The following is a 14,194-nucleotide window of genomic DNA, read 5'->3' on the forward strand; positions in this document are numbered from 1 at the left end:
GGCGGAGTCGTCGGCGGCTTCGTCGGAGGGGTCGTCGGCGGCTTCGTGGGCGGAGTCGTCGGCGGCTTCGTCGGAGGCGTGGTCGGCGGCTTCGTCGGCGGGTGCGTCGGCGGCTTCGTGGGGGGCTTCGTGGGGGGCTTCGTCGGCGGGTGGGTGGGTTCACCCGGCTCGTCCCCGTAGCCGCCGGGCCCCTCCGCCTGGGCGCAGAGGTCACCGACGGCCGCGGCCACGTATCCGCCCAGATCCATGGTCCTGCCGCAGACGTCCGCCGGCAGGGGGGCCTGGACGTGCCCGCCGCCGACGGGGCCGGGACCGTCGCCCGTACCGGCATAGGAGTTCGCGGCCAGGGCGAATCCGCCGCTCAGCGACAGGATGCCGGTCGCTGCCGCCGCGGTGAGTACTTTCCTGCTGATGATGGACCGCATACCGCTCTTCCTCTGGATAAAGGGAGAGGCCGGCGAGGATCCCCCCTCGCTCCGACCGGCCTGACCCACGCAACGTTCGCGTGGGAATGGCCAGAGGGTATGGGTCGGCGCACCCCGCGCGAGGGGGCCACACGGCAGCTGATCAGAAAATCATTCGATCAGCCGACCGTGGGAAACGGCGGTACGGAACGCGCCGCAAGTGCCCCGGAGGGCCCGTGTGCTGAGGTGGCGTCAGCCGCCGAGCGGCAGACCGCCGGGGACCGGCAGGCCACCGAGAAGCGGGGCGCCCTTGGTGGTGTCGTTCAGCTTGGTCGCGGTGTCCGTGACGGTCTTGACCGGGGAGCCTTCCGTGGTGCTGCTCAGCACATCCGACTTCAGCCCATTGGCGGCGATCGCTTCGAGACCACCGTTGAGGCTGGTGGGGGTCAGCGCCTCCGTGGCCATGGCGGGCGCGGCGGCACCCAGCGCCATCAGCGAACCGGCGACGACCGCGGCGACCTTGGTGGGCTTCATGGGGTGAATCCTTCCTCTGTACTTCAAGTCACTTACAGCACAGGGCTCTTGGGCGAATCCCGTACTTTGTTCTGCTTCTGTAACGAGAGGTGCGCTCCCCGGAAACTCCGGGAGGAAGGATTTCTCGACACTGCACCCGATCGATGCGGGCCGGTGCTATTTGCCGATCGCACGCCTGTACCGGCCCGGCGGGTGCCGGGCCGGTACAGGACCTACGGGTGACTACCGGACCGGCAGCGGGAGTCCGACCGGCAGGTCGGGCACGTCGACCGGTGCGTCCGCCGGCGGGGCGACGGGGAGCTGGGGCGGGGCGACGGGCAGCTCGGGCGGCTCCACCGGCAGCGCCGGCGGGGTGACCGGCAGCGCCGGCAGCGCGGGCAGCCCTGCCAGGTCCGGTGCGGGCAGACCGCTGCCGAGGACGGTGGCGACGGCCAGGTCGACCAGCGAGGTCAGGGTCGCCGTGACCTGCGGCACGACTCCGCCGGCGTCGCCGGAGGTGACGGCGGCGAGCAGGGCGGCGACGGCCTTCTCGACGGTGGCGAGGGCGTCGTCCACGACGTCCGCCGGGGCCGCCGCCTTTCCGGCCCACGCGGCCTTCGCGCCCGCCGTGACGGGCAGACCCGCGGGCGGCTTCACGGGGAGGTCAGCCGCGGGCGGGGTCACCGGGAGGCCGGCGGGCGGCGTGACCGGGAGGTCGGCGGCGGGCGGCGTGGCGGGCGTGTCCGGCAGCGGGGCCGGGGCGGTGCCCTCGGCCCGCTCGACGGCTGCCGCGATCTCGGCCTTGAGGGCCTCGGCGTCGGCCGCCGGGATCTGACCCCCGTCGGCCTTGAGCGCGGCCTTGACGAGGTCGGTCACGGGGGTGGTCACCGAACCGAGCCCGCTGAGCGCCTCGGCCTGGGTCAGCAGGGCGGCGGCGTCGGGCAGGGGCGCGCGGGCAGCTCGGTCGGCCGCGGTGGACGGATGGTGTTCGCCGGCGACGGCGGGTCCCGCCGTACCGAGGGTGATGACGGCGGATATCGCCAGGGCGGTGATGCGGCGTGTAGCCAGGGGACGCATATGTGTTCCTTTTCCTTATGCGTCGGACAACTGCTCTCTCACCGTGCCTGCGGGTATAGCGCTCCGCAACCGTAGAACTACGGAGCGCCACACCCCCGTTCGAGTGAATCCTCCCGTCGAACCCGCCCTCCTGGGGGCGTACGCCGTTGCACCGGACGGCGCACGAGGGTGCGGCCGAACGAGTAACGGCCCCATGACGGCAAGGAAAAAGCCGGTGCGCCCACTCCGGGAGTGGGCGCACCGGCTTCGGAAGGACGGACCAGGCGTGTCGGATCAGGCGTTGACGCAGGCGTTGCCGAAGGTCGGGTTCAGCGCACCGATGACGCTGACGGTGTTGCCGCAGAGGTTGACCGGGATGTGGACCGGGACCTGGACGACGTTGCCGGAACCGACGCCGGGGGACTTCACGGCCGCACCCTCGGCGATCGAGTCGGCGGCGGCGGCACCGGCGGCACCGGCGACGGCGGCGGCGGCACCCACGGTCAGGACAACGGCCTTGGCGATACGGGACATGGAGAGGTGCTCCTCGATCGAAATTCAACGTGGACTGCGCGGACTGTTCGGCCCGGCTCCCTCAACAACGTCCCGGCTTTTCATCGGTTGCTCTCCCGAACGGGTGACGTTCAACCGATCTTTGGGCCATAGGAGGGCCATTGGAGGGACTGGGCGTGGAATGGCGCAACACGCTCAACGAGGAACCCGGCCCGTGGATACGGGAGTTAGCGTTTCCGGGCATCTAATGCGTACTATCGCCCCGCGCCGGGGTTATAACGTTCCCGAACGTTGCTTCCGGGCCCGCCGCGCGTTCACCCATTTCGTGCGGACGACACCTTCCCCTCTCCCGGCCTTCACGGGTCTTCCCTTCCTTCTCTCATCAAAGCGGAGAACCTGTATGCGGAATTCAGCGGTTCTTGCTGTGCGTCGCAGCGCGTTGTGCGCCCTGTCGTGTGCGGCGCTGTCCGCCGCGCTGCCGGTCGCCTCCGCCGCCGCACCCCAGCCGCGCGAGGCGAGCCGTGTCCCCTTCGCCGCGCGCCACCAGGCGGTGCAGCACGGTGGGATCGTGCGCGCCGCCAACTCCTCGGCGAGGGGCGTGGAGGGCACCGAGGCGGTCAACGACGGCGCGTCGATCGCCTACGTCGACGTGGACAGCGACCCCAACACGTACAACTCCAGCCGCGCCGAGCTCGCCGTGCCCGCGGGTGCCCGGGTCAGCTGGGCCCGTCTCTACTGGGGCGGCAACCTGCGGGTGGGCGAGCAGAAGCCGCCCGAGGACAACGGCCGGGTGCTGATCGCCGAGCCCGGCGGTCAGTACAAGGCGCTGCTCGCCGACACCCTGATCGGGCACCGCACGGCCGAGGGCGCCGACGCCTTCCAGGCCTCGGCCGACGTCACCGAGCTGGTCCGCTCGTCCCGCTCGGGGCAGTGGACGGTCGCTCAGGTCAACGTCGCCATGGGCCGTTCGGCTGTCGGCGGCTGGGGCGGCTGGACGCTCGTCGCCGCGTACGAGAAGGCCTCGGAGCCGCTCCGCAGGATCGGTGTCTGGGACGGATTCGAAACGGTCGGTCCCGGTACCGGCGAGCTTCGCGTCCCGCTCGACGCGAACCGTTACGGCAAGGCGACGGACGGCCGTCTGGGAGTGATCGCCTATGACGGCGACCGCGGTACTTCCGGTGATTACCTGGCGGTGGAAACGCGCCGCGGGAAGAGCACCCGGCTCTCCGATTCCGCCAATTCCGCGAACGACGTGATGAACTCCAGCATCACCGAATTCGGCACCGGCGGGCCGGTCCGATCTCCCGATGGTACGAACACCCTGGGGTACGACTCCGACGTCTTCGATCTGCGGGGGGCACTGCGCGATGGGGCCGACCGTGTCCACGTCCGGTCCGGGAGCCGGAAGGACACCGTCTGGCTCGGTGCGCTCTTCTTCCAGGCGGACGTCCGGCGCTGACGTGCTGTCATCACTCGACGCGGACCTCGCGTCCGTCACCGTCCTGCACGCGGTCCAGCCCGACGACGGCGGGGTCGCCCGCGTCGTCGTCGACCTCGTCCGCGCCCAGCTCGCCGCCGGCCTGCGGGTCGCCGTCGCCTGCCCGCCGGGCACCGTCCTCTCCGCCGCCGTCCGCGCCGAGGGGGCCGAGACCCACGACTGGCGGGCCGGCCGGAACCCCGGGCCCGGACTCGTCCGCGAGACGAGGGAGCTGACCCGGGTCATCCGTACCGTCCGCCCCGGACTCGTCCACGCGCACAGCGCCAAGGCCGGGCTCTGCGCCCGACTCGCCCTGCGCGGACGCATTCCGACGGTGTATCAGCCGCACGCCTGGTCCTTCGAGGCCGTCGAGGGCACGACCGCCGCGCTCGCCCGCCGCTGGGAGCGGTTCGGCGCCCGCTGGGCGGACCGGATCCTCTGCGTGAGCGAGGCCGAGCGGCGTACCGGCGAGGCCGCCGGGGTCACGGCGGACTGGTCCGTCGTCCACAACGGTGTGGACGTGGCCCGGTTCGCGACCGACGGTCCGCCCGGCAACCCCGCGCCCACCGTCGTCTGCGTGGGCCGGCTCTGCCGCCAGAAAGGACAGGACGTGCTGCTCGCCGCCTGGCCCGCCGTCCTCGCCGAGGTGCCGACGGCCCGTCTCGTCCTGGTCGGCGACGGCCCCGACGCCGAGCGGCTGCGGGCCGCCGCCGGGCCCTCGGTGCGGTTCACCGGGGCCGTCGACGACACCGTCCCCTGGTACCGGGCCGCCGACGTGGTCGTCCTGCCGTCCCGCTGGGAGGGCATGGCGCTCGCTCCTCTGGAGGCCATGGCCAGCGGCCGGCCCGTCGTCGTCAGCGACGTCGACGGGGCCCGCGAGAGCCTGCCGCCCGCCCATGAACCCCTGTGCCTGGTCCCGCCCGAGGACCCGGCCGCGCTCGCCACCGCTCTCGGCCGCCTCCTCGGCAGGCAAGAGCTCCGGCACCGCCTGGGCCGCGAGGCCCATGAGCACGTACTCAGCAGTTTCGATGTCCGGCGCACCGGCGCGGCCGTCGCGGACGTCTACCGCGAACTGGTCGTCGTGCGAGGCACCGAGCACAGAGAGCCGATTGCGCAGTGACCACCGAAAGCACCAGCATCCCCTCCTCGCCGGGCCCCTGGCCCACGGCCGGCCAGGCCTTCGGCCTCGCCTCCCTCGCGCCGCGCCGCGGCACGACCGACCGGCTCGCGCCGCCGCGCCGCCCCGCGCGGCCACGCTTCGGCGTGCTGCCGCTCGTGGCCGTCGACTGCCTGGCCGTCCTCGCCGCCGCCGTGCCGCTGAGCGCGGCGCACCACGACGCCCGGCTCCTGCTGCCGATCGTGGCGCTCGTCCTGCTCCTCGACGGGCACGGCGGCCTCTACCGGCCGGCCGCGCACACCCGGGCCCTCGACGAGCTGCCCGCGCTGGCCTCCCGCGCCGGTGTCGCCTGGTGTCTGGCGGCGGCCGGCGTCGCCGCGTACTCCCCGACGCTCGCGATCGGGCCCCTGCGGATCTGCGCCGCCTACGCCACCCATGTCGGTGTCGTGAGCCTGGTCCGCGCCCTGCTGCTCGCCCGGCGGCGCCGGATCGCGCGGGCCCACCCGAGGTCGGCGCTCGTCGTCGGCGGGGCGGGGGCCGCGCGCCGGTTCGCCGCGGCGGCCGTCCAGCACCCCGAGTACGGGGTACGGCCGGTCGGCATCGTCGGCGTGCCCGAACAGGGCGGCGCTCCCCGGACGGCCGGGGAGGCCGGGCTCCCGGTGCTCACCACGACCGAGGAGATCCACCGGGCCGTCATCCAGAACACGGTGCGCGACGCGGTGTTCCTCGACGACGACCCGGCGCTCGTGACGCTCTTCCAGCACTACGGCTGCGTCACCTGGAGGGTCGGCGCGCGCCAGCAGGCCGGCCCCATGGGCGAGCACATGTGGGGGTACGCCTGGCACCGCGTCGTCCCGCTGGGCGAGCGGCGCGGGCTGACCGCCAAGCGCGCCCTCGACATCGCCCTGGCCGCCCCCGCCATGGCGGTCGCGCTGCCGATCCTGCTGCTCTGCGCGCTCGCCGTACGGCTCTCGGACGGTCCCGGGGTGCTGTTCCGGCAGGAGCGGGTGGGCCAGCACGGACGCCTCTTCACCCTGCTCAAGTTCCGTACGCTCCGCCCCTCCGACGACACCGAGTCGGCGACCCGCTGGAACGTGGCCGGCGACCGGCGGATGAGCGCGGCCGGGAGCTTCCTGCGGAAGAGCTCGCTCGACGAGCTGCCGCAGCTGTGGAACGTGCTGCGCGGCGACATGAGCCTGGTCGGCCCGAGGCCCGAACGCCCTTACTTCGTCGCCCAGTTCAGCAAGATCCACACCGGATACGCGGCCCGGCACCGGATGCCGGTGGGGCTGACCGGTCTGGCGCAGGTGCACGGGCTGCGCGGCGACACCTCGATCGAGGACCGCTGCCGCTTCGACAACCACTACATCGACCACTGGTCGCTCTGGCAGGACGTCTGCATCCTGCTGCGCACGGCCGCCGGGCTCGTCCGGCCCACGGGGAGCTGAGGGATGGCCACGGCCGTGACGGTGCCGGCGATCGCCCCGGACGACGTACGGGACCTCGCCCGCAGGGCCGGGGTCCTCTCCCCGGTCCTCGCCGTGATCGCCCTGCTGCTCGTTCCGGGCGGCGGCGGCGCGGAGGGCGGCACCGGCGGTACGGGGACGGTCGCCGACGCGGCCTCCGGCCTCCTCGTCCTGATCTGTCTCGTCCGGGTGCTGCGCGGCGGCGCCCGGCCGCTGACCCGGGCGGCGGCCGTCGTCCTCGGTCTGCCGGTCCTCGGGATCTGCCTGGCCGCGATCGCCTCGAACGACCCGGCGGCGAGCCTGCCGGGCGTCGCCCGCTACCTCCAGGTCTTCGTCCTCGTCCCGGCCGCCGTGCTCCTGACGATCCGCGACCGGCGGGACTTCGCCGTGGTCGCCTGGGGCCTGGTCGGGCTCGCGCTGATCCAGGGCGCGGTCGGCGTCGCCCAGTACCTGACCGGTACGGGCGCCTCGTACATGGGTGAGGACATCCGGGCCGTCGGCACCTTCGGGCCGACCGACGTGATGGGCATGGCGACCGTCGTGTCGTACGGGCTCGTGGCCGTCACGGGCATCGCGCTCGGCAGCGGCCCCGGCCGGACGCGGACGGCGGCGCTCGTCTGCGCCGGGCTGCTCTTCCCGCCGCTCGTGCTGTCGTTCAGCCGGGGCGCGTGGATCGCGACCGTGCTCGCCTGCGGGATCCAGCTGCTCCTCTCGGGTCCCCGCAGGGCGGCCCGGGTGGCACTCGCGGCGGGCGCGCTCGGGGTGGTCCTCGTCGGCGGTCTCGGTATCGGTTCCGCGATGGTGAAGGAGCGGGTCGCCAGCATCACGCAGGTGACCGCCGCGCCGGACCAGTCGGTGACGGACCGGTACACGATGTGGGCGGCGGCCGGGCGGATCTGGAGCGCGGAGCCGGTCACCGGCGTCGGCCTCAAGGGCTTCCCGCTGTACCGCGACTCGAACGCCTCGCTCGCGCTCTCCTCCGGAAGCGACACGGCGGGCGCGGGCGCCGCCTTCCAGCGGCAGCCGCTGCTCTCGCCGCACAACATGTACCTCCTGGTCCTCAGCGAGCAGGGTCTGTTCGGGCTGCTCGCCCTGGTGGGCAGCTGGCTGGCGCTGCTCGTCGGCGCGCTGCGGCGGCGGCGCCTCGGCGCGGACTGCGCGCTCGTCGCGTCGGGGCTGCTCGCCTGGCAGCTCATCGACTTCTTCTACGCGGACATCGGCGGCCCCTCGACGGTCCTCATGTCGGTCGTGCTGGGCCTCGCGGCCTGGTGGGCACTGGCGGAGGTGAGGCGTGCGTGACCCGTGGGCCGGGGAACCCGAGCCCACGGACACCCCGCGGGCCGGTGAACCGCGCCCCACGGGCGGCCCACCCCGCGGCCTCCCGCTGACCGACCCCTGGCCGACCGCGCCTCCGGGCCCCACGGACTCCCCGTGGGCCCCGGAGGCCGTCGTGCTGACGGGGGCGGGGCCGACTCAGGCGCGGGGACCCGCGCCGGAGGAGACGGCGCGGGAGGGGGCGGAGGGGAAGGCCGAGGCGGTGCAGGAGAAGGCGAAGACGGACGCGGAGGAGGGAGGGGCGAAGGACGGGGCCGAGGCCGTCGCGCCACGCGTCCCCCGTCCCTCCGGCCGCCGCGCCCACGCCCGTGTGCGGGCCCCCCGCACCGGCGCGCCCCAGGGCGGGGGCTTCCTGGCGAAGGCCGCCGCCGTGACCGCCGGGCTCACCGCGATCGGCGCGGTGCTCGGGCTCGTACGCGACCAGATCCTCGCCGGGTACTTCGGGGCCGGGGCCGAGACCGACGCGTTCCTGGTGGCCTGGACGGTCCCCGAGTTCGCCTCGACGCTGCTCATCGAGGACGCCATGGCGCTGATCCTGGTGCCCGCCTTCTCCCGCGCCCTGGCCCGCCGTTCCGGCGCCCTCTTCGGCGACCCGGTACGGGAGCTCGTACGCGGCACGCTCCCCCGGCTCACCCTCGGCGTCGGCGTGGTCGCCACCCTCCTCGTCGTCGGCGCGCCGCTGATCGTCTCCGCCCTCGCGCCCGGGCTGCCCGATCCCGCGCTCGCGATCGACTGCACCCGGCTGACCGCCACCTGTGTGCTGTCGTTCGCCCTGGTCGGCTACTGCTCGGCGGCGCTGCGCGCCCACGGCTGCTTCCTGCCCCCGGCCGCGATCTACGTGGCGTACAACGCGGGCATCATCGGCACCATCGTGGTCCTGCGCGAGCCGTGGGGCGTGCGCTCCGCCGCCGCGGGCGTCGCGGTCGGCGGGGTCCTGATGGTCCTCGTCCAGGCCCCCTCGCTCCTGCGGGAGCTGCGGACCCGCCCCGTACCGACGCGGGAGCCCGAGGCGCTCGCGCCCGCGTCCACGGGGGACGGCCGCGTCCTGGTCCTCGGTCTGATCGCGCCGGTGGTCGCGTTCTCCCTCTGCCGTCAGTCCCAGACCCTGATCGAGCGCTTCCTCGCCTCGCCGCTGCCCGCCGGCGCCATCTCGCATCTGAACTACGCGCAGAAGGTCGCGCAGATGCCGATGATCCTCTCCCTGATGCTCTGCACGGTCAGCTTCCCCGTGGTCGCCCGCGCCCTCGCGGCCGGCGACACCGAGGCGGCCCGCCGCCGGGTCGAGCGGGACCTGCTGCTCGCCGCCGTCGTCGTCCTCGTCGGCGCGTCGACCGTGATCGCCGCCGCGCCCCGGATCGTCGAGCTCCTCTTCGAGCGCGGCGAGTTCAGCTCCGCCGACACCACCGCGACCGCCGCCGTCATGCGCGTCTACGCCCTCGGCCTGCTCGGCCAGACCATGGTGGGGACCCTGGTCCGCTGCTACTTCTCCGCCGCCCGCCCCCTCTGGTACCCGGCCGCCGCCATGGGGGCCGGGCTGGTCACGACCGCCGCCGCCGGAGTCCCCGGCGCCCACTACTGGGGTGCCGTCGGCATCGCCGGGGCCAACGCCCTCGGCATCACCCTGACCGCCGTGCTGCTGCTGCGCGGCGCGCACCGCCAGGCCGTCCCGGTCCGCGTCGACCGGCTGGGCGAGGGGCTGCTCCGGCTCGCCACCGCGGGCGCGTGGGCCACCGGGGCCGGCTGGCTGTCCTCGCTCGCGATCGGCCCCGCCGCCCTCGCCGTCGCCGTGTCGGGCCTGGTCGTCGTCGGCGTCTTCCTGCTCTTCATCGCCTGCGCCGCCAAGGCGCCCGAGATTCCGCCCCTTCCCCGCTCCGCCTACCGGAGGACCCCCCATGCCCGCCGCCACCGCGCTGCGTCGACTGCTGCCGAAGCCTCCCCTGTGGGTGAAGCCCCCCCTGTGGGTGGCGATGTACCACTCGATCACCGACACCGCTGACGATCCGTACCGGGTGACCGTCTCCCCCGTGCGGTTCGCCCGGCAACTGCACTGGCTGGCCGACCGGGGGCTGCGAGGGGTCTCGGTGGGGGAGCTGCTCGCGGCCGCGGCCGAGGGGCGCGCCAAGGGGCTCGTGGGCCTCACCTTCGACGACGGGTACGCGGACTTCGCCGACTCGGCGCTGCCGCTGCTGCGCCGGCACGGCTTCACGGCCACGGTGTACGTCCTGCCGGGGCGGCTCGGCGCCGAGAACACCTGGGACACGGCGGGGCCGCGCAGGTCGCTGCTGACCGAGGACGGCATCCTGCGGATCGCCGGGGCCGGCATGGAGATCGGTTCGCACGGGCTGACGCACGTCTCGCTCGCGGGGGCCGACGACGCGACGCTCGCCGCCGAGACCCGCCGGAGCCGGGAGCTCCTGGAGGAGATGACCGGCCGTCCCGTCGAGGGCTTCTGCTACCCGTACGGGCAGGTCGACCCGCGCGCGATCCACGCCGTCCGCAAGGCCGGCTACCGCTACGCCTGCGCGATCGACCCGGGCCCGCACACCGGCACGTACGCCCTGCCCCGGGTCCACATCGGCGAGGCCGACACCTCGTGGCGGCTCACCGCCAAGCGCGTCCTGCACCCGCTGCGCCGCCGCCACCCCGCCGACCTGGTGCCCGCCCGGTACGGACCGGCCGTGGTCGGTGCCTCGTGAAGGTCCTGCACGTCATCACCGGGCTCGGCATCGGCGGCGCCGAGCAGCAGCTGCGGCTCCTGCTGCGGCACCTGCCCGTGCGGAGCGAGGTCGTCACGCTCACCAACCCTGGCGCCGTCGCCGCGGGCATCGAGGCGGACGGCACCCCCGTCACCCATCTGGGCATGGCGGGCAACCGTGACCTCGGCGCGCTCCCCCGCCTCGCCCGGATCGTCCGCCAGGGCCGCTACGACCTCGTGCACACCCATCTCTACCGGGCGTGCGTGTACGGCCGGACGGCGGCCCGGCTGGCGGGGGTGCGGCGGGTCATCGCGACCGAGCACTCCCTCGGCGAGACCCAGATGGAGGGCAGGCCGCTCTCCGCGGGGACCCGCGCCCTCTACCTGGCGTCGGAGCGGCTCGGCACCTCCACCGTCGCCGTCTCGCCCAGCGTGGCCCGCCGGCTCGCCGACTGGGGGGTGCCCGAGGACCGCATCCGGATCGTCCCGAACGGCATCGAGACCGACCGCTTCGCCTTCGACGCCGACGCCCGTCGCCGCGCCCGGGCCGTCCTCGGACTGCCCGAGGACGCCCATGTCGTGGGCGGGGTGGGACGGCTGACGCCCGGGAAGCGGTTCGACCGGCTGGTACGGGCGGTGGCCTCGGTCCCGGAGGCCCGCCTGCTCCTGGTCGGCGAGGGCGAGGAGCGGGCGGAGCTGCTGCGGCTGGCCCGCGCCTGCGGGGCCGCCGACCGGGTGCTGCTCGCCGGGGCCTGCCAGGACCCGCCGGCCGCCGGCTCGCCGGGACCGTCGCTGCCCGAACTCCTCGCCGCCATGGACGTCTTCGTGTCCACCTCGCCCGACGAGACCTTCGGACTCGCCGTCGTCGAGGCCCTCGCCGCCGGGCTGCCCGTGCTGTACGTCGCCTGTCCGGCGATCGACGACCTGGCACCGGACGCGGCACCGGGCGCCCGCCGGATCGGCGAGTCCGTGCCCGAGCTGATCTCCGCGCTGCGCGGAGTCCGGGACACCCGGCTCACCCGGCTGCCCCTGCCTGCGGCCGCCCGCCGCTACGACATCGCCCACAGCGCCGGGCAGTTGATGTCCCTCTACGACCAGGCCGTCCACGGCACCCCCTCCCCCGCGAAGTGAGAGAACCCGCCCCCATGAAGACCATCCCACCCCGCGCCTCCCTCCCCGCCGGTCTGCGCAGGCCCGGCCGCTGGGCGGTCCTGCCCGCCGCCGTCCTCGCCGGAGCCGCGCTCGGCGGCGGTTACGGGGCCCTGAAGACCCCGCAGTACGCGGCCACCAGCTACGTCATCGTCGTCCCCGCCGAGAAGTCCGACCCGGCGGCCGCGCTCGGCTTCGCGCAGGCGTACGGGCGGGTCGCCACCGACATCGCGGTGACCGGCGACGCGCAGGTGTGGGCGGGCGTCTCCGCCGCCACGCTGCGCAGGAGCGTGCAGGCCGCGACCTCCCCGGACGCCCCGATGATCTCCATCACCGCCCAGGCCGACCAGCCCGCGAAGGCCGTGTCCATGGCCGACGGCGTGGCCCGCGCGCTCGTCCTCAACAGCACGCACGTCGCGGGCAGCACGGGCGTGAAGGTCGTCCAGTTCTCCCGCGCCACCGAGCCGGTCGCCCCCGTCTCCCCCTCCGCGCCGCTCTCCGCGCTCGTCGGCGGCTGTGCGGGCGGTCTCCTCGGCGGCCTGGCGCTCCTGGTCCGCCCGAAGCGCGCCGCCTCGCGCGGCGAGGCCCGGCACTCCCGGCAGGCTTCCCCGACCGCGGCCGCCGTGCCCGCGCCGGCGGCCGCCGCCCACCAGCCGGAGGCGGTGTGACCACCAGAACCGCGCACCCCTCGACAACCCCGAGAGCCCCTCGTGTCCGACGTACCCAGCGCCCCCGGGGACCCCAGCGAGCCCTACGGGCCCTGCGGACCGAGATCTGCCGTGACGAGGAGGGGTTCGGGCGGCTGGCGGCCGAGTGGACGGCGCTGTACGGACGCTGCTCCACCGTCACCCCCTTCCAGTCCCACGCCTGGCTGCACTCCTGGTGGCTCTCGTACGGCAGGCCCGGTGCGCTGCGGGTGGTGCTCGTACGGCGCGCGGACGGCGAACTCGTCGCCGCCGCGCCCCTGATGCGGGCCGGCGGGCCGCTGCCCGTCCTCACCCCGCTCGGCGGCTCCATCACCGACTTCACGGACGTCCTGCTCGACGACGGCTGCCCGGAGGCCGCCCCCGCCCTGGCCGGGGCGCTCGCCCGGGCCGCCCGGGGCGCGGTGATCGACCTGCGGGAGGTACGGCCCGGGGCCGCCGTCGAACGGGTCTTCGCCTTCTGGCGGGGTCCGCGCCGCCGGCTTCCCGACTCGCTCTGCCTGGAGCTGCCCGCCGTCCCGATGGAAGGGCTCCTCGAACGGATCCCGTCCGGGAAGGCCCAGCGGGTCCGCGCCAAGCTGCGCAAGCTGGACGCCCTCGGCATCGACGCGCGGGTCGCCGGCGGGGACGAGGTCCCCGCCGCCCTCGACCGCCTCCTGAGGCTCCACCAGCTCCAGTGGCAGGGGCGCGGGGTCACCGCCGAGCACACCAGCGAACGGTTCGCCCGGCACCTCACCCGCGCCGTACGGCCCATGGTGGAGCGGGGGGAGGCGATGGTCACCGAGTTCCGGCTCGCCGGGGAGGTGGTCGCCGCCGACCTGACCCTGACGTCCCCGCGGCTCGCCGGCGGCTATCTGTACGGGGCCGACCCGGCCCTGCGCGCCCGCAAGGTCGACGTCGCCACCATGCTGCTCCGGCACGGGGCCGGGGAGGCCGCCACCGGCGGCCGGGCCACGCTGAGCATGCTGCGGGGCACCGAGGCCTACAAGGGGCACTGGCGGCCCGAGACCGTCGGCAACCAGCGGCTCATGCTGACCGGCCGGGGTACGGCTCCGCTGCTCTGGCTCCGCGCGGGCGCCGCCGACGCGCGCCGCTGGGCGGCCCGGCAGGCGCGGGAGCGGGCCTGGGTGGGGCGGGCGCTCGGCCGGCTCACGGGGCGGACGCCGCACGGCGACGGCGGATGATCTCCGCCGCCGCCGTGTCCGACCGGTCCGGCAGGTCAGAAGGGCCAGACGCCCTTCAGCGCGTCCTTCCAGTCGAGGTCGACCTCGTCCTTCCAGGAGTCCTTCGGGACGCAGACGGGCCCGCCGATCCAGCTCTCGACCCATGAACCGAGGTTCACGGTCCAACAGGCGGGCACGGGCTGCGGCACGGGCACGGGCTCCGGCACGGGCACGGGCACGGGCACGGGCACGGGCTCCGGTTCCGGCTTGGGCTCGGGCTTCGGTTCCGGCTTCGGTTCCGGCTTGGGCTCGGGCTTGGGCTCGGGCTTGGGCTCGGGCTTGGGCTCGGGCTTGGGCTCGGGCTTCGGCTCAGGCTTCGGCTCGGGCTTCGGCTCAGGCTTCGGCTCGGGCTTCGGCTCAGGCTTCGGCTCGGGCTTCGGCTCAGGCTTGGGCTCGGGCTTGGGCTCGGGCTTCGGTTCCGGCTTCGGTTCCGGCTTCGGTTCCGGCTTGGGCTCGGGCTTCGGCTGAGGTGCGGTCGGGTCCGTGGGCTCGGTCGGGTCCGTGGGCCCCGTCGGGTCCGTGGGCTCGGTCGGCTCCGTCGG

14 protein-coding genes are annotated in these 14,194 nt (G+C 74.7%); 10 read left to right on the forward strand and 4 right to left on the reverse strand.

Going from position 1 to position 14,194, the window contains the following annotated elements:
- The 4 genes from ABT129_RS11595 to ABT129_RS11610 all read right to left on the reverse strand — a co-directional run.
- A partial coding sequence (locus tag ABT129_RS11595; protein WP_351899671.1) for a chaplin family protein occupies nt 1-425 on the reverse strand: 425 nt, incomplete at its 3' end.
- A 231-nt stretch (nt 426-656) separates the two neighbouring features.
- Entirely contained in the window at nt 657-938 is a 282-nt protein-coding gene (locus ABT129_RS11600; protein ID WP_351899673.1) for a hypothetical protein, read from the reverse strand.
- 222 nt (nt 939-1,160) lie between these two features.
- Nucleotides 1,161-1,994 carry a hypothetical protein gene (locus ABT129_RS11605; protein WP_351899675.1) on the reverse strand — a complete coding sequence of 278 codons (834 nt, stop codon included), beginning with the start codon at nt 1,992-1,994 and terminating at the stop codon, nt 1,161-1,163.
- Between the two features lie 273 nt (nt 1,995-2,267).
- Nucleotides 2,268-2,507: a chaplin gene (locus ABT129_RS11610; protein ID WP_351899678.1), complete on the reverse strand. Its 240-nt coding sequence runs from the start codon at nt 2,505-2,507 to the stop codon at nt 2,268-2,270.
- A 403-nt stretch (nt 2,508-2,910) separates the two neighbouring features.
- Between ABT129_RS11610 and ABT129_RS11615 the strand changes: the two genes are divergently transcribed.
- From ABT129_RS11615 to ABT129_RS38040, 10 genes are all read left to right on the forward strand, one after another.
- The gene (locus ABT129_RS11615) at nt 2,911-3,945 is read left to right on the forward strand and encodes a DUF3344 domain-containing protein (protein ID WP_502981724.1); all 1,035 of its coding nucleotides are present in this window, start codon (nt 2,911-2,913) and stop codon (nt 3,943-3,945) included.
- A complete protein-coding gene (locus ABT129_RS11620; RefSeq protein WP_351899683.1) occupies nt 3,911-5,083 on the forward strand; it encodes a glycosyltransferase in 1,173 nt (390 codons plus the stop codon). Before ABT129_RS11615 ends, ABT129_RS11620 begins: the two co-directional genes overlap by 35 nt.
- On the forward strand, nt 5,080-6,528 hold the full coding sequence (locus tag ABT129_RS11625; RefSeq protein ID WP_351899685.1) for an exopolysaccharide biosynthesis polyprenyl glycosylphosphotransferase: 1,449 nt from the start codon (nt 5,080-5,082) through the stop codon (nt 6,526-6,528). The genes ABT129_RS11620 and ABT129_RS11625 overlap by 4 nt, the downstream gene beginning before the upstream one ends.
- Nucleotides 6,529-6,531: 3 nt before the next feature.
- Entirely contained in the window at nt 6,532-7,845 is a 1,314-nt protein-coding gene (locus ABT129_RS11630; RefSeq protein WP_351899688.1) for an O-antigen ligase family protein, read from the forward strand.
- Between the two features lie 346 nt (nt 7,846-8,191).
- Nucleotides 8,192-9,877 carry a murein biosynthesis integral membrane protein MurJ gene (murJ, locus tag ABT129_RS11635; protein ID WP_351899768.1) on the forward strand — a complete coding sequence of 562 codons (1,686 nt, stop codon included), beginning with the start codon at nt 8,192-8,194 and terminating at the stop codon, nt 9,875-9,877.
- Nucleotides 9,774-10,577 (forward strand): polysaccharide deacetylase family protein, encoded by an 804-nt coding sequence (locus ABT129_RS11640; protein ID WP_351899690.1) that lies wholly within the window; start codon nt 9,774-9,776, stop codon nt 10,575-10,577. The genes murJ and ABT129_RS11640 overlap by 104 nt, the downstream gene beginning before the upstream one ends.
- Complete coding sequence (locus ABT129_RS11645) at nt 10,574-11,707, forward strand: glycosyltransferase (protein ID WP_351899693.1); 1,134 nt, start codon at nt 10,574-10,576, stop codon at nt 11,705-11,707. The genes ABT129_RS11640 and ABT129_RS11645 overlap by 4 nt, the downstream gene beginning before the upstream one ends.
- 14 nt (nt 11,708-11,721) lie before the next feature.
- Nucleotides 11,722-12,393: a YveK family protein gene (locus ABT129_RS11650; protein ID WP_351899695.1), complete on the forward strand. Its 672-nt coding sequence runs from the start codon at nt 11,722-11,724 to the stop codon at nt 12,391-12,393.
- Nucleotides 12,394-12,485: 92 nt separating this feature from the next.
- A complete protein-coding gene (locus ABT129_RS11655) occupies nt 12,486-13,613 on the forward strand; it encodes a GNAT family N-acetyltransferase (RefSeq protein WP_502981727.1) in 1,128 nt (375 codons plus the stop codon).
- 126 nt (nt 13,614-13,739) lie between these two features.
- On the forward strand, nt 13,740-14,120 hold the full coding sequence (locus tag ABT129_RS38040) for a hypothetical protein (protein WP_502981728.1): 381 nt from the start codon (nt 13,740-13,742) through the stop codon (nt 14,118-14,120).
- Nucleotides 14,121-14,194: the final 74 nt, after the last annotated feature.

Origin of the sequence: Streptomyces sp. NPDC002057 (assembly GCF_040296665.1) — a bacterium.
Taxonomy (GTDB): Bacteria; Actinomycetota; Actinomycetes; order Streptomycetales; family Streptomycetaceae; genus Streptomyces.